At 72.5% G+C, this 19,126-nt stretch carries 19 protein-coding genes and 3 tRNA genes; 7 read left to right on the top strand and 15 right to left on the bottom strand.

Annotated elements, in window-relative coordinates; all coding sequences use genetic code 11:
• Nucleotides 1–14 precede the first annotated feature (14 nt).
• Together HDG68_RS08885 and HDG68_RS08880 are read right to left on the bottom strand one after the other, a co-directional pair.
• Nucleotides 15–1,706 (bottom strand): mechanosensitive ion channel family protein, encoded by a 1,692-nt coding sequence (locus tag HDG68_RS08885; RefSeq protein WP_172151209.1) that lies wholly within the window; start codon nucleotides 1,704–1,706, stop codon nucleotides 15–17.
• A 10-nt stretch (nucleotides 1,707–1,716) separates the two neighbouring features.
• A complete protein-coding gene (locus HDG68_RS08880; RefSeq protein WP_172151207.1) occupies nucleotides 1,717–2,319 on the bottom strand; it encodes an antibiotic biosynthesis monooxygenase in 603 nt (200 codons plus the stop codon).
• 217 nt (nucleotides 2,320–2,536) lie between these two features.
• On the opposite strand from HDG68_RS08880, the gene HDG68_RS08875 reads away from it, so the two are divergent.
• Nucleotides 2,537–3,730: a M15 family metallopeptidase gene (locus HDG68_RS08875; protein WP_172151205.1), complete on the top strand. Its 1,194-nt coding sequence runs from the start codon at nucleotides 2,537–2,539 to the stop codon at nucleotides 3,728–3,730.
• Nucleotides 3,731–3,742: 12 nt separating this feature from the next.
• Here HDG68_RS08875 and HDG68_RS08870 read toward each other — a convergent pair whose 3' ends face one another.
• A complete protein-coding gene (locus HDG68_RS08870) occupies nucleotides 3,743–4,105 on the bottom strand; it encodes a metallopeptidase family protein (protein ID WP_172151203.1) in 363 nt (120 codons plus the stop codon).
• Between the two features lie 58 nt (nucleotides 4,106–4,163).
• Here HDG68_RS08870 and HDG68_RS08865 point away from each other — a divergent pair.
• From HDG68_RS08865 to HDG68_RS17070, 5 genes are all read left to right on the top strand, one after another.
• Nucleotides 4,164–4,239, top strand: a tRNA-Glu gene (locus HDG68_RS08865).
• Nucleotides 4,240–4,430: 191 nt separating this feature from the next.
• Nucleotides 4,431–4,504, top strand: a tRNA-Asp gene (locus HDG68_RS08860).
• Between the two features lie 49 nt (nucleotides 4,505–4,553).
• A tRNA-Phe gene (locus HDG68_RS08855) sits at nucleotides 4,554–4,626 on the top strand.
• 199 nt (nucleotides 4,627–4,825) lie between these two features.
• A complete protein-coding gene (locus tag HDG68_RS08850) occupies nucleotides 4,826–5,257 on the top strand; it encodes a phage holin family protein (RefSeq protein WP_172151201.1) in 432 nt (143 codons plus the stop codon).
• Nucleotides 5,254–5,577, top strand: a complete 324-nt coding sequence (locus HDG68_RS17070) for a DUF3618 domain-containing protein (RefSeq protein ID WP_172151199.1) — start codon at nucleotides 5,254–5,256, stop codon at nucleotides 5,575–5,577. The genes HDG68_RS08850 and HDG68_RS17070 overlap by 4 nt, the downstream gene beginning before the upstream one ends.
• Before the next feature lie 88 nt (nucleotides 5,578–5,665).
• Here the strand turns inward: HDG68_RS17070 and HDG68_RS08840 are convergent, their stop codons facing one another.
• Entirely contained in the window at nucleotides 5,666–5,920 is a 255-nt protein-coding gene (locus HDG68_RS08840; protein WP_172151196.1) for a BldC family transcriptional regulator, read from the bottom strand.
• Between the two features lie 297 nt (nucleotides 5,921–6,217).
• Between HDG68_RS08840 and HDG68_RS08835 the strand changes: the two genes are divergently transcribed.
• Entirely contained in the window at nucleotides 6,218–6,421 is a 204-nt protein-coding gene (locus HDG68_RS08835) for a DUF3073 domain-containing protein (protein ID WP_172151194.1), read from the top strand.
• Between the two features lie 134 nt (nucleotides 6,422–6,555).
• Here the strand turns inward: HDG68_RS08835 and purM are convergent, their stop codons facing one another.
• The 11 genes from purM to HDG68_RS08780 form a co-directional block, all read right to left on the bottom strand.
• Complete coding sequence (purM, locus tag HDG68_RS08830; protein ID WP_172151192.1) at nucleotides 6,556–7,659, bottom strand: phosphoribosylformylglycinamidine cyclo-ligase; 1,104 nt, start codon at nucleotides 7,657–7,659, stop codon at nucleotides 6,556–6,558.
• A 49-nt stretch (nucleotides 7,660–7,708) separates the two neighbouring features.
• A complete protein-coding gene (gene purF, locus HDG68_RS08825) occupies nucleotides 7,709–9,256 on the bottom strand; it encodes an amidophosphoribosyltransferase (RefSeq protein WP_172151190.1) in 1,548 nt (515 codons plus the stop codon).
• A gap of 55 nt (nucleotides 9,257–9,311) precedes the next feature.
• Nucleotides 9,312–9,683, bottom strand: coding sequence for a histidine kinase (locus HDG68_RS08820; protein WP_172151188.1), 372 nt, complete (start codon nucleotides 9,681–9,683; stop codon nucleotides 9,312–9,314).
• A 46-nt stretch (nucleotides 9,684–9,729) separates the two neighbouring features.
• Nucleotides 9,730–12,582: an ExeM/NucH family extracellular endonuclease gene (locus tag HDG68_RS08815; protein WP_172151186.1), complete on the bottom strand. Its 2,853-nt coding sequence runs from the start codon at nucleotides 12,580–12,582 to the stop codon at nucleotides 9,730–9,732.
• Nucleotides 12,583–12,749: 167 nt separating this feature from the next.
• The gene (locus tag HDG68_RS08810; protein ID WP_172151184.1) at nucleotides 12,750–12,923 is read right to left on the bottom strand and encodes a hypothetical protein; all 174 of its coding nucleotides are present in this window, start codon (nucleotides 12,921–12,923) and stop codon (nucleotides 12,750–12,752) included.
• 77 nt (nucleotides 12,924–13,000) lie between these two features.
• Nucleotides 13,001–13,375 (bottom strand): sterol carrier family protein, encoded by a 375-nt coding sequence (locus tag HDG68_RS08805; protein ID WP_172151182.1) that lies wholly within the window; start codon nucleotides 13,373–13,375, stop codon nucleotides 13,001–13,003.
• Nucleotides 13,376–13,427: 52 nt separating this feature from the next.
• Nucleotides 13,428–14,255, bottom strand: coding sequence for an ABC transporter ATP-binding protein (locus HDG68_RS08800; RefSeq protein WP_172151180.1), 828 nt, complete (start codon nucleotides 14,253–14,255; stop codon nucleotides 13,428–13,430).
• Nucleotides 14,252–15,151 (bottom strand): ABC transporter ATP-binding protein, encoded by a 900-nt coding sequence (locus HDG68_RS08795; RefSeq protein ID WP_172151178.1) that lies wholly within the window; start codon nucleotides 15,149–15,151, stop codon nucleotides 14,252–14,254. The genes HDG68_RS08800 and HDG68_RS08795 overlap by 4 nt, the downstream gene beginning before the upstream one ends.
• On the bottom strand, nucleotides 15,148–16,188 hold the full coding sequence (locus HDG68_RS08790; protein ID WP_172151176.1) for an ABC transporter permease subunit: 1,041 nt from the start codon (nucleotides 16,186–16,188) through the stop codon (nucleotides 15,148–15,150). The genes HDG68_RS08795 and HDG68_RS08790 overlap by 4 nt, the downstream gene beginning before the upstream one ends.
• On the bottom strand, nucleotides 16,181–17,173 hold the full coding sequence (locus tag HDG68_RS08785; protein ID WP_172151174.1) for an ABC transporter permease: 993 nt from the start codon (nucleotides 17,171–17,173) through the stop codon (nucleotides 16,181–16,183). The genes HDG68_RS08790 and HDG68_RS08785 overlap by 8 nt, the downstream gene beginning before the upstream one ends.
• A 57-nt stretch (nucleotides 17,174–17,230) precedes the next feature.
• Nucleotides 17,231–18,976, bottom strand: coding sequence for an ABC transporter substrate-binding protein (locus HDG68_RS08780; protein ID WP_172151172.1), 1,746 nt, complete (start codon nucleotides 18,974–18,976; stop codon nucleotides 17,231–17,233).
• Nucleotides 18,977–19,126: the final 150 nt, after the last annotated feature.

The following is a 19,126-nucleotide window of genomic DNA, read 5'->3' as shown; positions in this document are numbered from 1 at the left end:
TCCACGTCGGCGCGCTACTGCCCGCCGTCGCCGCCCTCGCCCGGGCCCTGCACGGCCCCACCGGAACCCGAGTCCCGAGCCATGCCGACCCGGTGCCGACGCGAGTCGTCGTCGCGGTCGTCACCCCCGTCGTCGGCGCCGACGCGGCCGGCGTCCGGGTCGTCGGGGGTGGACGCGCCCGACTCGTCGAGCGGCACCTCACCGGTCAGCCGGCGCTCGGCGTTCTCCTCCCGCTCCTCGATGACGTCCTGACCCGGCCCGTGGAACGTGCGCGAGCGCTCCTCCGCCTCCGCGCTGCCGCTGTAGAGGCCGGGCCGGTCCACGCTCTCCAGGACGACTGTCTCCTCGGCCCCCGCGGTGGGAGGCACCGGGGCGGGTTCGTCCGACTGATGGCGCCGGATGCGTCGCAACAGACCCCGCTGGCGCACGGACGCGCGCCGAGGGCCTTCCCGCCCCGGCACGACCACGATCACGTCGTCGCCGAGGTCGGGCTCCGGCTCGGGTGACGTCCCGGGCCGTTCGGCGGACGACCCGTCCGCCTCCTCGGCAGACGACTCGTCGGGTGCCTCGAGCTCGGGACGCACGTCGTGCTGCCCCTCGGCGGGCGGCGGCGGGGCGTGGTCGGCCGCCTCCTCGAACCGCGTGCGCGGGATCGCGTACGGCGCCTCCCGCTGCAGCCAGGCGACCAGACCCTCGCGCACCGTGCACCGCAGGTCCCACAGGGTCGGCGAGTCGGGGGCGCTCACCAGCGCCCTGGCCCTGACGTACCCCTCGGTGGCGGACGTGACCTCGAGGATGCCCAGCCGGTGGTCCCACAGCGAGGAGGCGTGCAGGATCCGGTCGAGCTCGGCCCGCATCGCGGGCAGCGGGACGCGGAAGTCGACGTCGATCTCGACGGTGCCGAGCAGGTCGGCCGCCCGCCGCGTCCAGTTCTCGAACGGCGTGGTGGTGAAGTAGGTGCTGGGCAGGATGATGCGCCGGTCGTCCCACACGTGCACGACGACGTAGGTCAGCGTGATCTCCTCGATGCGACCGAACTCGCCGTCGAGCACGACGACGTCGTCCACCCGGATGGCGTCGGTGAACGCGATCTGCATGCCGGCGAAGGTGTTGGCCAGGCTCGACTGCGCGGCGAGACCGGCGACCAGCGAGACCAGGCCGGCGGACGCCAGGATCGAGGCACCGGCGGCACGCATCTGCGGGAAGGTCAGCAGCACGGCGGCGACAGCCAGCACGACGACGACGGCGACGGTGACGCGACGGATCACCGAGATCTGCGTCTCGACCCGGCGCTTGTGCCGGTCGTCCTGGCTGCCGGACAGCCGGGCGAGGGTCCGGTCCTCGACCACGAACGCCAGGGCGCCCAGCAACCAGGCGCCGGCGATGATCGTCGCGATCAGCAGCAGGTGCTGGACGAGCGGGTACCAGGCCTCCTCCTCGTCCGCGGAGAGCGAGAACGCGATCCACACGGCCACCGTCATGAGCAGCGCCCGCATCGACTTGCGCAGCCGGGTGGCCAGGTCGTGCAGGAGCGGCCGCTTGCGGGCCAGCCGCCGGACGATCGCCGAGACCAGCGTCACGAGGATGTAGGCGGCGACCAGGGCCGCCCCGGCCCAGACGAGGGTCAGAGTCAGGTGCGCGGCCGACTGGACGGTCTCCTCGACCGTCTCCTCGTCGATCCCTCCGTTGTCGCTGTCCAGGAACATGGCCCCCAGCCTAGGGACGACGTGCCGGCCGTGCGCCCCGGCTCGGCGGGCGGTGCAGCCACGGGCGCAGCCGCCCCGTGACGAACGGCAGGACCCAGAACGACATGATCGGCGTGAGGACCAGGGTGGAGGCCAGCACGCCGAGCACCAGCGGCAGGTCGTCGAACGCCGGGACCAGCCACGCCATCAGCGCCGTGAACGCGAGGTTCACCGGGAAGAACCCGAGCCAGATCGCGACCGACTGCTTCCACCGGGGCGGGGCCGGCAGCAGCGGGGGCCCGGTGGGTTCGTCCTGCCGCAACGGCGGGTCGAACCAGCCCTCGATCCCGGTGCGGCGCACCACGCCCTGCTCGGCGACCAGTCCCTCACCGCGGTCGAGCCACTCGCGCCGCTCGGCGGACTTCTCCCACGCCTCCAGGCGCTCGACGTCGGCGAACCGGTACAGCATCACCCACTCGGTGGACCCCTCGGCGGCGCGGATCCACCCGGAACCGAGGAACCCGGGCCACCGGTTCGCCAGGCGGACTCCGGCCTGCACCCAGGCGGTGACCTCCGGGACCCGCTCCGGGCTGACGACACGGTGGATCGACACGGTCACAGGGGTGGGACTCATGGGCCCAGTGTTCGACGGCGACCCCCGGTTCGCGCGGCGGGGAACGCGCAGCGGGACGCGCCGTCCCGTCATGCGGACGTCACGGTTGCCCGATCTTCACCGGTCGGGCGCAGGCCTTCCCCCGGAACGCGAGGAGATCGGCGCGCGGCCCTCAGCCTCTCTCCACGTCCGGGGTCCACGATGGACGACGGCCCCGCAACCCGGAGGACTTCCCCCTGTGACCAGACCTCGATTCACCCTGCCCTGGCGCCGTCGGACCCGACGCGGCGCCCACCGCGCCGACCCGCGTGCGGCGCGCCGCCGTCCGTCCGTCGGACCGCGGACCGCCGTGGCCGGCGCCATGGCCGTCCTGGCCCTGGGTGCCGGCACCGCGACCGCGCTCACCCCGGGCGTCGCGACGTCGGCGACCAGCGCCCCCGGCACGGACGGCTCCGCGACCCCCGCGCCCGCCGCCGAGCCCGCCGAACCCGCGACCCGGGCCGACGGCGACAGCGACACCACCACCGCCGTCGACGGCAAGGTCGTCACGCGGGCCACGACCGCGCTGCAGCGCGCCCGGGAGGTCACGAGCGAGTCCACCTCGCTGACGGCGAAGCAGGAGCGCGCCATCGCCGAGCAGGCCGACGCCGTGGCCGAGCTGCTCGCCGCGCGGAGCTCCGGCGCGGCCTCCCGGTCGAGCGAGCGCGAGCCGCTGCCGACCGAGCGCGAAGCCCTGCCGAGCGCCTCCCCCTCCCCCCTCGTCGAGGACGACGTCCGCGACGAGGCCGGGGCCGACGACGGCGCCTCGGGTGACGTCGTCGACGACGCCCAGGACGGGACCGCCGACGCGGTCTCGACGGAGCAGGTGGCCACGGCCACGAAGAAGCTCACCCGGCTCGTCACGAAGGCGCGGACCGACGTCACGGTCGAAGCCGCACCGGAGACACCGGTGGAGATCACGGCGGCGCAGGCCGCCGAGGCGAAGGCGGCGGCCGCGAAGCTCGCGCAGCACGTCGACTCGTTCGAGGGCTTCGCCAACGGTCGGGTCCCCGCCGCCGAGTTGCGGGAGCTGTCGTTCGCCGGCGGCGAGACGCTGCGCCGGGACGCCGCCGCCCAGCTCGAACGGCTCGACGTGGCCTTCCGGGCGAGGTTCGGCACGCACCTCGACATCACCGACTCCTACCGTTCCTACGACTCGCAGGTCGCCGTGCGCGCCACGAAGGGGTACCTGGCTGCTGTCCCCGGTTACTCGGAGCACGGCTGGGGCGTGGCCGTGGACCTCGGGGGCGGCGTGGAGTCCTTCGGCACGGCCGAGTACGAGTGGCTGCGCGAGAACGCGCCGATGTTCGGCTGGGACAACCCCGCCTGGGCGCGCTCGGGAGGCTCCAAGCCCGAGGCGTGGCACTGGGAGTACACCCCGCTGCAGGGCTGAGCACGGCCCGGATCAGCCCCAGCCGAGCGCGTGCAGCCGGTCGTCGTCGATGCCGAAGTGGTGGGCGATCTCGTGCACCACGGTGACGGCGACCTCGTCGGCCACCTCGTCGGGCGTCTCGCAGATCGCCAGGGTCGGGTGCCGGTAGATCGTGATGCGGTCGGGCAGGGAGCCGGCCGCCCAGGCGAGGTCGCGCTCCGTCAGGGGCACGCCCTCGTAGAGCCCGAGCAGCTCGGGGTCGTCGGCCGGCGCGTCGTCCTCGACGAGCACCACCACGTTGTCCATCAGCCGGGTCAGCTCGGCCGGCACCTGGTCGAGCCCGTCCGAGACGGCCGACTCGAAGTCCTCGCGCGACATCTCCACCACGTCGCCCATCCTCTCCCACGGCAGGATGCGGTCCGGACCGGTCCCGGCCGGTATGGTGGTCCCGCCGGCCCCCATCGTCTAGCGGCCTAGGACCCCGCCCTTTCACGGCGGTAGCACGGGTTCGAATCCCGTTGGGGGTACCAGGGACGGCTCGTCACGGGCCGTCCGACACCTCCTTCGAGGGCCCCGCGCGGGGCGCCGGAGGGTGTGATGCGGATCATCGCCGACGGCCCCGGAACGGATTTCCAGTTCGGGACATCGATGGGGTACGCTTCTTCTCGGCTCGGAAACGAGTCCCCCGATCAGCAGGCCTCTGCGGAGGCCGAACGATCATGGCCCTGTAGCGCAGTTGGTTAGCGCGCCGCCCTGTCACGGCGGAGGTCGCGGGTTCAAGTCCCGTCAGGGTCGCGCATGAGCGCCCGGAACGTCGGAAACGGCGCCCGGGCTTTCGTGTCCTGGCTCTGTAGCTCAGTTGGTAGAGCGTTCGACTGAAAATCGAAAGGTCACCGGATCGACGCCGGTCGGAGCCACCGCGCAAGACCCCTCGGAGAGATCCGGGGGGTCTTCGTCGTTCCACGGCTCCGGGTGCGTCGCACGCGGCGGGCCGCGCCTGGCGGACGAGCTCGGGACGCCGGTCCACGACGCGCCGATCCCGGCGTTGGAATTGCCGGGACCGGCACATAAGGGTTGAGTGGGACCGCACAGACTCGTCGAGGATCGGAGCAGGCGATGACGGACTGGGACGACGGGCGCACCCCGCCCGCCGACCGACCCCCCAGCATGGGCCGGCTCATGGAGCAGGTCTCGGAGCAGGCGACCCGGCTGGCGCGGGCGGAGATCGCGCTCGCCAAGGCCGAGCTCGCCGAGAAGGCCAAGCGGTCCGGCGTCGGTGTCGGGCTGCTCGCCGCCGCGGTGGTGATCGTGCTGTACGCCGTGGGCGTCCTGATCTGGTCGGCCGTCTTCGGTCTGACGGACATCTTCGGCCCGTCCGTGCCGTGGCTGTGGCTCACGGCGCTGATCATCGGCGTGGCGATGCTCCTGCTCGCCGGGCTGCTCGCCTGGATCGGCGTCAAGCAGCTCAAGCAGGCCGCCCGCAAGCCGGAGTCGATCGACCGGGTCAAGGACGACGTGGCCGCGGTCAAGGAGGGGATGAAGCGGTGAGCCAGTCCACGAACCCGGCTGCTCCGGAGCAGGGCACCGCACCGAGCCGGCGCGAGCTGCAGTCCGAGGTCGAGGAGGCCCGGCGCGAGCTCGGGTCGGCGCTCGACGAGCTGACGACACGTCTGTCGCCCGGCTACCAGGCCTCGCAGCTCGCCCGCGGGACCCGCCAGGCGGCGGCGGACGCCGGCGGCCTCTTCACCGGTCAGGGTCTGCCCGACGACGGCACGCACCGTGGCCGCAACGCCAAGATCCTGCTGGGCGCCACCGTCGCGGGTGCCGTCGCCGTCGTCGTGCTGGTGGTGCGCGCCGCTCGCCGTTGAGGCTGCGCGCGACGTCGGACCGCGGCTCGCCGAGCCTGCGCGGGTCGCGCTGCGGCCGGCACCGTCGGCCGCAGCGCGAGCAGGTCGATCAGCGCCGGGTGTCCGGCCGCGTCGCCTCGTTCGCGGCGGCGTTCTGGGCCGCCTCGGCCTCGGCGGCGTCGGAGGCGGCACCGAGCAGGGCGCGCACCTCGGACTCCTTGTAGCGGCGGTGGCCGCCGAGCGTCCGGATGGACGACAGCTTGCCCGCCTTGGCCCACCGCGTCACCGTCTTCGGATCGACACGGAAGAGGCTGGCCACCTCGGCAGGCGTCAACAGGACCTCGGAGTCACTGTGGAAGGACATCCCCTGCACCTCCTGGCACACGCGACCGGGCCGGACGGCGTCCGGACGACACGACGGCCGTGTCGTTCCATTGTGTGCAGAAAGTGGGATTGAGGCGACTTGAACCGGGCCTGTCGGGCCTGCGCGGGATGCCCGTGACGTCCGCGGGCCGGACGAGAGACGCGCCACGGGCCGGACGGTCGAGTGGAGGGAATACCGCCGTTGCATGTACCGTTAGAGCCTGAACAGACGAAACTTCTCTCGGGGCCGCACGTCGAGACGTCGCCGCCCCGCTCCTACGTTGAGGGGGTCGGAGCCATGGGCCGCGGCCGTCAGAAGGCTAAGCACACCAAGGTTGCTCGCGCGCTGAAGTACTACAGTCCCGAGACGAACTTCCACGCGCTGGAGCAGGAGCTGGGGTCGGGCACCACCGATGTCGTGACCGAGGACCGCTGGGACTCCGGCGGACCCGACGAGTACGACAACAGCTCCTCCCCGTGGGACGACGACGAGCGACACTGAGGCTCACGCTGCGGCGGTGACGCCGGCGGGAACCGACGAGAGGTCGGACGGCAGGGCCGTCCGACCTCTCGTCGTGTGAGGTCTGTCACTCACCGCGTGTCACGCCGCCCGGGCGAGGACGGCCGGGGCGATCGTCAGCGGTAGTCGCCAACGAGGCGGACGGCCCCCGCCTGGACACCCTTCGTCCCCGCCACCAGGTCCGTCGTGTCCGCGTCCGGGTGCAGGTCCTCGACCGTCCCGAGCGTCCACGCCGCCACGCCCCGCGCACGGAGCGCGGCCAGCGCGGCGTCCGCGCCGTCGGCCCCGACCACGGCGACCATGCCGACCCCGAGGTTGAGCGTGTTCTCCAGATCGCCGCGCGGCACGTCGCCCAGCTCGCGGACCGTGCGGAACACGGCCGGCACCTCCCAGGTCGAGCGGTCCACCGTGGCGACGACGCCGGAGGGCAGCACGCGGGCGAGGTTGGCCGCCAGCCCCCCACCGGTGACGTGCGTGAACGCGTGCACCTGCGCGGCCTCGTCCCGGGCGAGGGCGAGGCAGTCGGCGGCGTAGACGCGCGTCGGCTCCAGCAGCTCCTCGCCCAGCGTGCGGCCGAACTCCGCCACGTGCCGGTCCAGCTCCCACCCGGCGTGCCGGATCACGGCCCGCACCAGGGAGTAGCCGTTGGAGTGGATGCCGCTGGAGGCCATCGCGATCAGGACGTCGCCGGCCCGGACCCGCTCGGGACCGAGCACGTCGTCCGTCTCGACGACGCCTGTCGCGGCACCCGCGACGTCGTACTCGTCCGGGGCCAGCAGGCCGGGGTGCTCGGCGGTCTCGCCGCCCACGAGCGCGGTCCCCGCGACCTCGCAGGCCTGGGCGATGCCCCGCACGATGTCGGCGACACGCTCCGGGACGACCTTGCCGGTGGCGATGTAGTCCGTCATGAACAGGGGCTCGGCACCGACCACGACGATGTCGTCCACGACCATGCCCACCAGGTCGAACCCGATCGTGTCGTGCACGTCGAGCGCCTGGGCGATCGCCACCTTGGTGCCGACCCCGTCGGTGGAGGTCGCCAGCAGCGGCTTGCGGAACCGCGTCAGCGCCGAGGCGTCGTAGAGCCCCGCGAACCCGCCGACACCACCGAGCACGGCGGGCCCCTGGGTGCGGCGCACCGCGTCCTTCATCAGCTCGACGGCCTTGTCGCCGGCCTCGGTGTCGACTCCGGCGGCGGCGTAGGTCAGGGGTTCGCTCACGGGCGTTCGGCTCCTGGGTGGTGCGGGTGGCGACGAGGTCGCGCAGGGATCAGGGGTGGTCGAGCGCGGTCTGGCCGCCGACTCCCACGGAGAGCTGGGACAGCCCGTCCTCGGGCGCGCCCAGGGGCAGCTCGGCCTGCTCCAGCAGGTGCTTGCCGAGGCGCTCCTCCTCCGGCAGCTCGATCGGGTACTCGCCGGTGAAGCACGCGGCGCACAGCTGGGAGGACGGCTGCTCCGTCGCCGCGATCATGCCCTCGGTCGAGATGTAGCCGAGGGAGTCGGCACCGAGCGACTGCCCGATCTCGTCGGGCGTCAGACCGTTGGCGATCAGCTCGGCGCGGGACGCGAAGTCGATGCCGTAGAAGCACGGCCACTTCACCGGCGGCGAGGAGATGCGCACGTGGACCTCGGCGGCCCCGGCCTCGCGCAGCATGCGGATGAGGGCGCGCTGGGTGTTGCCCCGCACGATGGAGTCGTCGACGACGACGAGCCGCTTGCCGCGGATGACCTCGCGCAGGGGGTTGAGCTTGAGCCGGATGCCGAGCTGGCGCAGGGTGTCCGACGGCTGGATGAAGGTGCGCCCCACGTAGGCGTTCTTCATCAGGCCCTGCCCGAACGGGATGCCGGACTCGGCGGCGTACCCGGTGGCGGCGGGCGTGCCCGACTCCGGCACCGGCATCACCATGTCCGCCTCGACCGGGTGCTCCCGGGCGAGCTGGCGGCCCATCTCCACCCGCGCGGCGTGCACCGGACGCCCCTTGATCGTGGTGTCGGGACGCGCCAGGTAGACGTACTCGAACACGCAGCCGGCCCGCTCGGTGGGCGCGAACCGGGTCGAGCGCAGGCCGTCGTCGTCGATGCAGATCAGCTCGCCGGGCTCGACCTCGCGGACGTACGAGGCGCCGACGATGTCCAGGGCCGGGGTCTCGGAGGCGACGACCCAGCCCCGCTGGGTGCGCCCGAGGACGAGCGGGCGCACGCCCTGCGGGTCGCGGGCGGCGTACAGCGTGCGCTCGTCCATGAAGACCAGCGAGAACGCGCCGCGCAGCTTCGGCAGCACCTCGAGGGCCGTCTGCTCCAGGGTGTGGTCCTCGTCGCCGGTGAGCAGGGCGGTCACCAGCGCGGTGTCGGTGGTGTTGCCGCGGGCGAGCTCGCCGCGGCGCTGCGCGCCGTAGCGCTCGGCGACCAGGTCGACGAGGTCGGCGGAGTTGGTCAGGTTGCCGTTGTGCCCCAGCGCGACCGTGCCCGACGCCGTGGCGCCCAGCGTGGGCTGGGCGTTCTCCCAGGTGACGCCACCCGTGGTGGAGTAGCGGCAGTGCCCGACGGCGATGTGGCCGGTCAGGGCGTTCAGGGCCGTCTCGTCGAACACCTGGGAGACGAGGCCCATGTCCTTGTAGACGAGGATCTGCTCGCCGTTGCTGGTGGCGATGCCCGCGGACTCCTGTCCGCGGTGCTGCAGGGCGTAGAGACCGAAGTACGCGAGCTTGGCGACCTCTTCACCGGGTGCCCAGACCCCGAGGACCCCGCAGGCGTCCTGCGGGCCCTTCTCGCCGGGCATCAGGTCGTGGTTGAGGCGGCCGTCAGGACGCAGGGGCATGGTCCGAGTATCCCACAGCGAGTCCGCGCCGGTCGCCGCCGGGCACGGACCGCGCTCAGCGCCGCTGCATCGCCCGCACGCTGCGCCGGTCGGCCCAGACGGCGATCGCCCCGGCCAGCAGCACGAAGAACGTGGTGACGCCGAGGACGACGACGGAGACGAACACGCCCGGCTTGAGCATCGGGATGTCCTCGGCGACGGCGATCGCGTTGAGCCACACGCCCAGGGCGACGCCGACGACGACGCCGACCACGGCACCGACGGTGAAGAACGCCCGCAGCCGGGGCGCGCGGCGTACCCGGGCGGGGTCGACGAGCAGGTGCTCGTCGGGCTCCCCGGGCTGCTCCCCGACGGGTGCGTCCCCCGCGGGTGCAGGGTCGGGCCCGTCGGGCGTCTCGGCGGGGCGCTCGGGGTCGGTGCTGCTCACCTGTCGAGCCTAACGCGCCCCGCCGGACGTCCTGCCTCCGGCGAGGTCAGGAGGTCTGCTCCCACGGCCCGTACGGGTCACCGGGCTCCTGGTTGCGGGTCCACCACCGGGCCCGCCAGAGCTCGCCGTCGTGCGCGACGGTCTCGCCGCCGGTGTAGATCCCCGACGGCGTCCACGCGGGCGCCGTGCCCGCCGGGGTGGTCACCGCGGCGCCGACCTCGGCCCACGCGCCCCACGGGCTCGCCCCGGGGACCTGGCCACGGGTCCACCACTGCGCCTCGAAGACCGCGCCGTCGTGCTCGACCCGGTCCCCGGCCGTGTACACGGTGCCGGCGTCCCAGGCGGGCAGCGCCGGACCGTCGTCAGCGAGCGCCAGCCCGACCAGGATCGGGTCGTGGTCCGAGGACCGGTACGGCGACTCGTCGTAGAGGATGGTCGCGTTGTAGTTGTACCGGCTGTACTCGTTCGCGACCGGCTCGTAGGCGTTGATGTTCCAGATGTCGACGCCGGTGACGTCCTCCAGGGCGCCCGCGGAGGCCAGCACGTGGTCCAGGGAGCCGACCTGCCCGCCGTAGCTGTAGGTGTACTCGCCCACGGTCGGCCCGAGGTCGGTGTACCCGGCGTCGGTGAGGACGACGATCGGGTCCTCCTGCTCGTAGGCGTTGAAGTCGCCCACGAGCAGCACCCGGTCGGTCCCGGCGTCGGCCGCGACCTGGTCGGCGAACTCGACCAGCGCGGTGGCCTGGCGCACCCGCGACTCGTTGGAGCTCCCCTGCCCGTCGCCGGCGTCCTCGTCGCCCGGCCACGGCCCGGCGGAGCCCTTGGACTTGAAGTGGTTGGTGATCACCACGACGTCGTCGGCCGGGTCGCCGGTGGCCCCTCCGGCCGGCTGGAACACCTGGGCGAGCGGCTCGCGCGCGTTCCCGAAGGCCTCGGAGCCCAGCAGGATCTGCGACGCACCGACCGGCTCGGCGTCGGCGACCCGGTACACGAACGCGTTGCGGATGACGTCCTCGTCGGCGGGCACCCCGTCCGGGGAGGGCACGTACGCCCAGGTCCCGGCTCCCTGCGCGGCGTTGAGCGCGTCGACGAGGTCGGACAGGGCCTGGTCGCGGTCCTTGCCGAACGCGGCGGACTGCTCGATCTCCTCGAGGGCGACCACGTCGGCGTCGAGGTCGCCGATCGCCGCGACGATCTTGGTCTCCTGCCGCTCCAGGTTCTCGGCGTCGGCGGCACCCCGGGCGAGGCAGCCGGTGCGCACGCTGATCGGGTTCCCGTCGCGGTCGGTGTAGTACTGGCACCCGTCGAGCTGGTCGCCGGTGGTGGTGAAGTAGTTGAGCACGTTGAACGTGGCCACCTGCAGGTCCCCGCCGACGTCCTCGGGCGCGGCGGTGCGGGTGTCCTCGAACGTGGCGGGCTGCACTGCGTCCGCGTTCTCGCCGGTGAGCTGGGTCTGCGGCTGGAACGACCAGGCGCTGTACCGGTAGTCGAGCACCACCGGACCGGTGAACGTGACCGAGGCCCCGACCCGGACGGGGTCGGTGCCGTTCAGCCAGGGCAGCGGGGTGGCGGCGCGGGAGGCGCTGGAGTAGTTCCACGAGGAGCCGTCGTCGAGCTGCACGGCGAGGGCGGCGTTCTCGGCCTCCTGCGCGGCGGCCTCCTCGGACCCGGGACGGCCCGCCGTCGTCGGCTGCACCAAGGGGCTGTCGCCGGCCGCGAGCCCGACGGTGCCGTAGTAGTTGGTCGAATAGTTGTCGGTCACGGTGAACTCGCCGGCCGGGGCCAGCAGCATGTTCTCCAGCGCCTCGCGCTCGTCCTGCGTGGCCGGCCAGCCCGTCACGGTCGGCTTCACGGCCGCCGCCGGCTCGTCCAGCACCGTCCACGAGTCTGCGGAGACCTGCGTCAGGTCGTAGTAGTCGCCGGCCTCGCCGGTGACCTCGACGTGGTCGCCGACCTGCACGTCCTGGGCGCCCGCGCGCGAGTAGACGAAGACGGCGTCCGAGGCGCCCGGGGTCGCGTCGTCGGCGGGGTCGCCGCCGGTGCCGGGCGTCTGGATCGTGAACCCGTCGAACCCGCCGGTCGGCCAGGCCGCGGTGACGACGCCACGGATGGTGACGTCCTGCCCGGCCAGCGGCGAGGAGTCCCCCGTGCCCTGGATCTCGGCGATCGTCACGAGCGCGGGCTCGTCGGTGGGCTCCGGGGTGGGTTCCGGCGACGGGCTCACCGTCGGGGTCGGGGTCGGGGTCGGGGCGCTGCCGCTGTTCTGCGGCGTCGGCGGACCGGTGACGAAGTCGGCCGCGTTGTCGAGCGTGTGGGCGTGGTCCACGCGGGCCACGGAGACCGGGTTCGTCGTGGCCGGCGCCGGGCCGGAGCCCAGGAAGGTGTTGGCCGAGCCCCAGCCCACCAGGTCGACGAGGTCGTCGACGTCGGCGCACGCGGTGCCGGTGCAGTCGAGCCGGTCCGTGGAGGACACGAGCGCGACCTCGGCGCCCGAGCCGGACATGAAGATGCCGCCGTCCACGTCCGGCGTCGGCAGGTCGGGCTGCGAGTCGTCGCTGCCCGGCGCCTGGGCCACGAGGAACGACCCGCCGGCCGGGATCTGGCCGCTGAGGTCGGTCTGGGAGGACCAGGTGGTCCCGCCGGCGGACCCGTACTGGACGGACCAGCCGTCGAGGGACACGGGTTCGTCACCCGGGTTGTGGAGCTCGACGAAGTCGCGGTCGTAGGTGCCGCCGTTGTTGCCGCCACCTCCGTAGACCTCGTCGATGACGACAGGGGCGTCCACCGACGGCACGGCGGCGGCCGGCAGGGCGGCGACGGCGGCCGGGACGGTGAGCGTCGCGGCCACCGCGGCGGACAGGGTCCGACGGCGGCGCGACAGGGGTACGGTGCGGGTCACGCTGGTCCTCCTCGAGCAGGGACGGCAGGTGGGCCTAGCCAACCAGCACGGCGTGAACCCTGGTTGAACCGCAGGTCACGAGCGTGCTTCCGACGGCAGACGGCCGGTGACCGCGACGCTAGCGGGGACCGGGGCGCCGCGCAGGTCGAGCGGGCCGCCGTCGGACCTCAGTCCAGCAGCGCCGAGACGCCGAGCAGCAGCAGCCCCCAGCACGCCGCCGAGACACCGAGCGCCAGCATCAGACCGTGCGCGCCCGTGGTCCGGCGCGACCGCGACACCCACATGGTGCGGCCCGCGAGCGCGACACCCACGACGACCAGAGACCCCCCGACCCACAGCATCGCTCCATGGTGGGTGAAAAACGTTGCCCGTGCATGCCGTCCCGGGATCCGGGACCGGCGCGGCGACGCCGGGCGGGTCAGCGCCGGACGCGAGCCGCCTGCAGGGGCAGCGGGCCGGACAGGTCGGCGCGCTCGCCCGAGGCGTGCACCCTTCCCGCCGCCACGGCGTCGGACCAGGTCAGCCGCCCGGTCGCGAGGCCGAGCCACGTCTCGACGTCCGTCTCGACCACGTTCGGCGGCGTCCCGCGGGTGTGCCGCGGCCCCTCGACGGCCTGGACGGCGCCGGCCGGCGGCACGCGCACCTCGACCGCGTTGCCGGGAGCGACCGCCGCGAGCTCCTCCAGAGTGAACCGCACGGCCGTCGTCACCGTGCGGCGGTCGGCCTCCCCGGCCAGCCAGGCGGCCACGGCGGCGCGCCCGGCCAGCGGATCGGTCCGTCGTCGTGCAGGCATGAGCCCACCCTAGGTCGCGGCTGCCGCCGGACGGACCGACCCGGGAGTCGTGTCAGCCGGCGGCGAGCTCGGCCCGCACCTCGTCGCGCAGCCGGCCGTGCCGCGACGGCTCCGGGGCCGCGGCGAGCAGCGTCTTGGTGTAGTCGTGCTGCGGGTCCAGGATCACCTCGTCGCTCGGCCCCTGCTCGACGACGTCCCCGCGGTACATCACGACGATCTCGTCGCTGAAGTGCCGGGCGGTGGCGAGGTCGTGCGTGATGTAGAGGACCCCGAGGTTCTCCTCGCGCTGCAGCCGGGCGAGCAGGTTCAGCACCCCGAGCCGGATCGAGACGTCGAGCATCGAGACCGGTTCGTCCGCGACGAGGAACCGGGCGCCCGGCGCGAGCGCGCGGGCGATCGCGATGCGCTGCCGCTGCCCGCCGGACATCTCGTGCGGCCGCTTCTCGGCGAACACCGGCGCCGGGGTGAGGTTGACCCGTTCGAGCAGCCCGTACACCGCCGGGAGCACGTCCTTGCCCCGCGCGACCCCGTGCAGCTTCAGCGGACGGGCCAGGTGGTGCTCCACCGAGTGGTACGGGTTGAGGGACGCGAACGGGTCCTGGAAGACCATCTGCACCTGGTGGCGGTAGTCGGCCAGCGCGCGGCCGCGGCGCCCGATCGCCGCGTCGTCCAGCAGGATCTCGCCCGACGTCGGGGTCTCGAGCTGGGCGATCATGCGGGCGACCGTGGACTTGCCGGAGCCCGACTCCCCCACCACGGCGACCGTGCGTCCCGCCGACAGCGTGAAGGACACGTCGTTCACCGCCCGCAGCGTGCTGCGCCGCAGCCCGTCCCGGACCTTGAACTCCTTGACCAGGTTCCGCACCTCGAGCGTGCTCATCGTCCGGCCCCCTCGCCGTCGTCGTAGGAGAAGTCGCCCAGCAGGCTGGGGAACGAGGACAGCAGCGTCTGCGTGTACTCGTGCTGCGCCGCCGCGTAGAGCTGCTCGGCGGTGTCGAGCTCGACGATCTCCCCGGCGCGCATCACGGCGATGCGGTCGGCGATCTCGAGCAGCAGCGGCAGGTCGTGGGTGATGAACACGACCGCGAAGTCGAAACGTTCGCGCAGCCGCATGATCTCGCGCAGGATGTCGCGCTGGACCACGACGTCGAGCGCGGTGGTCGGCTCGTCCATGATCATGACCTGCGGCTCGAGCGCCATCGCCATCGCGATCATGACGCGCTGACGCATGCCTCCGGAGAGCTCGTGGGCGAACGAGTCCAGCCGCACCGGGTCGACGCCCACCATCTCGAGCAGCTCGGCGCAGCGCTCCCCGCGCTCGGTCCTCGACAGGCCCGGCCGGTGCGTGGTGAGCACGTCCTCGAGCTGGGCGCGCACGCTGAGCACCGGGTTCAGCGAGTTCATGGCGCCCTGGAAGACCATGGACACCTTGTCCCAGCGGAAGGCCCGCAGCGCGTCACCGTCCAGCGCGACGACGTCGGTGTCCGTGCCGTCGGCGTCGTGGAACGTCACCTCCCCCGAGCGCAGGACCGCGGGATCCTTGAGCAGCCGGTTCAGGCCGTACGCGAGCGTGGACTTGCCGCAGCCGGACTCGCCCGCCAGCCCCAGGATCTCGCCGCGGTGCAGCGTCAGCGAGACGCCCTGCACGGCGCGCACGGGCGGGTCCACCTCGTACTCGATCGAGACGTCGTGCGCCGTGAGCACCGGGGTCAGCCGGGCCACGTGCTCGGCGTGCGCCGCCGAGCTCAGCGGCCCGGCCGTCGTCGTCGCGGTCATCGCCGCACCGCCTCCTTCTGGGCGTCGGTCCCGCTGCGGACCGGGGCGCCGTCGTCGTGCACCGTCACGTCCAGGCCCGCCCTGCGCGCCTTGCGCACGCTCTTCGCGGCGGCCGGGGCCGAACGGAGCTTGGGGTCGATGACCTCGTCGATGGAGAAGTTGATCAGGCTCAGCGCGCAGCCCAGGAGCGCGATCATCAGGCCCGGCGGGATGAACCACCACCAGGCGCCGCGGGTCAGCGCGCCGCCGCCCTGCGCCTCGTTGAGCATCGTGCCCCAGGTGATCGAGCCGTTGGGGCCGAGCCCCAGGTAGGACAGGCCGGCCTCGCCGAGGATGGCGAGGATCACCGCGAAGAGGAACTGCGCGGTCAGGATCGGCAGCAGGTTCGGCAGGATCTCCACCATGAGGATCCTCGGGGTCCTCTCCCCCGAGACCTTCGCGGCCGACACGTAGTCGCGCTTGCGCAACGAGCGGGCCTGGAGCCGCAGGATGACGGCGGACCCCGGCCAGGCGGTGGCGCCCAGGATGAGCGCCACGACGAACAGGCTGCGGACCTCCAGGTAGCTGGAGACCACGATCATCAGCGGGAGGCCGGGGATCACCAGCATGACGTTGGTGATGAGGGAGAGCCCCTCGTCGGCGATCCCGCGGGTGTAACCCGCCACCACGCCGAACAGCAGGGAGAGCACGATCGCGAGCAGACCGGCGACGACGCCGACCATCAGCGAGCCACGGGCGCCCTCGGCGAGCTGGGCCAGCACGTCGTAGCCGAGGCTCGTGGTGCCGAGCCAGTGCCCGGGTTGCGGCGGCAGCATCGCCGCGTTGTCGGAGTCGCGCGGGTCCTGGGTGAAGAACGGGCCGACGATCGCGAACAGCACGATGGCGATCACGATCCCCAGGCCGACGACGAGCTTCCCCTGGCCGGCCAGGCGGCCGCGCAGGCCTCGACGGGGCGGCTTCGACGTCGTCGCCGGGGCGGTCGGGGGCGCGCTCGGGGGCACGCTCGACGGCGCGGTGCGGGTGCGGGTGTCAGTCACTGTGGCGGGCCCTCGGGTCGATGAGGCCGTGCACCAGGTCCATGATGAACAGGGCGGCGAGCACGGCCAGGGTGATCATGAGGAACACGCCCTGCATGAGCGCGTAGTCGTTGTTCCGGACGGCCTCGATCATCAGCTTGCCCAGCCCGGGATAGCTGAAGACCTGCTCGGTGACGAGGGAGCCGGCCACGACGAAGGCGAGCGCGATGCCGAACCCGTTCACGGACGGGATGGCGGCGTTGCGCACGGCGTAGGTGCTGAAGATGCGCCGCCGGCTCAGGCCCTTGGCCTCGGCGGTGGTGATGTAGTCCTCCGAGAGCGTGGCGACCATCATGTTGCGCATCCCCAGCAGCCAGGCCCCGACCGACGAGATGACGATCGTCAGCGCCGGGAGGAACGCGTGGTAGAGCACGGAGCCGACGAACGCCCAGCTCCACTCGGGGCCGTCGAACGTGAACACGTCGTACGCCCCGATGATGGGGAACCACTGCAGCGTGACGCTGAAGACGAAGATGAACAGCAGCGCGACCCAGAAGTAGGGCAGCGACTGCAGCAGCGTGGTGGACGGGATGATCGAGTCCACCCAGGTGCCGCGACGCCACCCGGCCCAGGCGCCGAGCCCGACACCGAGGACGAAGGACAGCACGGTGGCCGTGCCGACCAGGCCGAGGGTCCAGGGCAGCGCCCCGCCGATCAGGTCGGTGACGGGGGTGGGGAACTGCGTCACCGAGATCCCCAGGTCACCGCGGAGCAGGTTGCCCAGATAGGTCGTGTACTGCTCCCACAGGCCGGTGTCCTCGTCGGCGCCGAGGAGGAGCCGGAGCGTGTTCTGGATGGCCGGTGACACGTCCCCGTTCCGCTGGAGCTTGGCCAGCAGGATCGTGTACGGGTCTCCGGGCAGCAGGCGCGGGAGCAGGAAGTTCAGCGTGACCGCGATCCACAGCGTCAGCGCGTAGAACCCGATGCGACGGGCGTAGAACCTCATGGCGTCCCTCCCTTCGTGAACGGCGTCCGGCTCCTCCTCGACTGGGACATCAGGCGATCACTCGGTCCCGGCGAGGTTGCCGAGGATCACGCCGGAGGACGGCCCCTGCCAGGCCGGCGGGAAGAGGTAGAGGTCCTCCTCCGTGGGCCAGCCGGTGTAGTCGTTCTGGTTGTAGAACGTCTGCGAGGCGTTGACCAGGAGCGGGATGTACGGCACGTCGTTGACGATGTGCTCCTGGACGGTCGCGTAGGCGTCGGCCTTGACCGCGTCGTCGTTCGTCGCGGAGGCCTCGGCCACCGCGGCGTCGACCTCCTCGTTCGAGTACCGGGAGAAGTTCCAGAACCCGGGCTCCAGCGGGGTGCCCACCTCGGTGGTGTACCCGCTGGTGAACCAGTCGCGGTAGATCTGGTACGGGTCGGCGGTGGAGGTGCCGACGACGCCGCCCATGATGAGCTCGAACTCGCCGGAGGTGCGGGAGTCGGCGAACTCGTTCCAGGAGACGGTCGAGGCGACGACCTTGATGCCTGCCTCGGCGGCCTGCTCCTCGATCAGCTTGGCGGCGTTGTTGTAGTCGGTCCAGCCGTCCACGGAGGTCAGCGTGAGCTCGACGGTCTCGCCGTCCTTGCCGTAGAACCCGTCGGCGTCCTTCTCGTAGCCGGCGGCCTCGAGGATCTCGCCGGCCTGCGCGGCGTCGGCGGACTGCTCGATCGCGGCGGGCATGCCGTCGGCGATCCACTTGTCGTCACGGCCGAGCAGGGCGAACGTCGGGGAGATCTCCTTGGCCAGGCCCACGAACGCCTTCTCGTTGATGGCGCCGCGGTCGATGGCCACGCTCAGGGCCTGGCGCACGGCGACGTCGGTCTGCTCGCCGGAGCAGCCCATGTCGGCGTCGGCGCAGGTGTACAGCACCGTCGGGTCGACCTGGGTGTTGAGGTAGCCGAGGCCGGCGTCGACCAGGCGGTCGGGCTCGGGCACGAACATGGTCGCCCAGTCGATCTGGCCGGTGGCCAGCAGGTCCTCCGCGGACTGGTTCGAGTCGATGCCGATGTAGCGCAGGTTCGAGACCTGCGGCTCGCCGCCCCAGTACTCCGGGTTCGCGACCGCCGTGTAGGCGGCGTCGGAGGTGGAGTCCACCAGGTACGGGCCGGTCCCGACCGGGGCCTCCGCGTTGGGCCAGGCCACGATGCCGGTGAGCTCGGCCTCGGCGTCCTCGGCGTCCTCGTTCGCGCTGAAGACGTGCTCGGGAACCATGTAGGTGGAGCCGAGCAGCGCGAACTCGTTGGTGTACTGCGGGGTGTCGAAGGACAGCACCACGGTCGTGTCGTCGACGGCCTCGGCGCCGGCGAGGTAGGCGGGCTGCGCGGCGTCGTTGGTGAACGAGTACACGACGTCGTCGGTGGTGAACGGCTCGCCGTCGTTCCAGGTCACGCCCTCGCGGATCGTGACGGTCAGCTCTGTGCCGTCCTCGTTCCACTCGAACCCGGTGCCGAGCATCGAGATCGGCTCGGTGTCGGCGGCCTTGTTGTAGGCGAACAGCGTCTCGTAGATGCCGCCGTTGGCCAGGTGGAGCACGCCCACGGCGTAGGGGTTGAAGTTCGCCGTGATGGGGGTCTGGGAACCGGCCCAGATCACGAGCTCGCGGTCGGTGGCGACGCCCTCGCCGCCCTCGGTCGACTGCGACTCGCTGGTGTCGGTGGTCTCCGGGTCGTCCGCCCCGCCGCCGCAGGCGGCGGCGAGGAGGGTCACGCTCGCGGCGAGTGCGGTGGCGGTGAGCCAGCGCTGGCGCCTCGTCCGTCCGTACATCGTGGTCCTTCCTTTCGTCGGCGCGGCTGTGCGCCGGTCGGTGACGCTGCTGCGCGTCCAGGGGGTACCGCTCGGTAGGTAGGCAAGTTAACAAATAGAGGCGTGACGAGCGCCACCTTGTGCATCGATGTAAAGAAGGAGTGTTACCAA

Source organism: Isoptericola chiayiensis (genome assembly GCF_013149805.1).
GTDB classification, from domain to species: domain Bacteria; phylum Actinomycetota; class Actinomycetes; order Actinomycetales; family Cellulomonadaceae; genus Isoptericola; species Isoptericola chiayiensis.
Note: the sequence above shows the minus strand (reverse complement) of the source record. Positions and strands in the feature narration are given on the sequence as shown.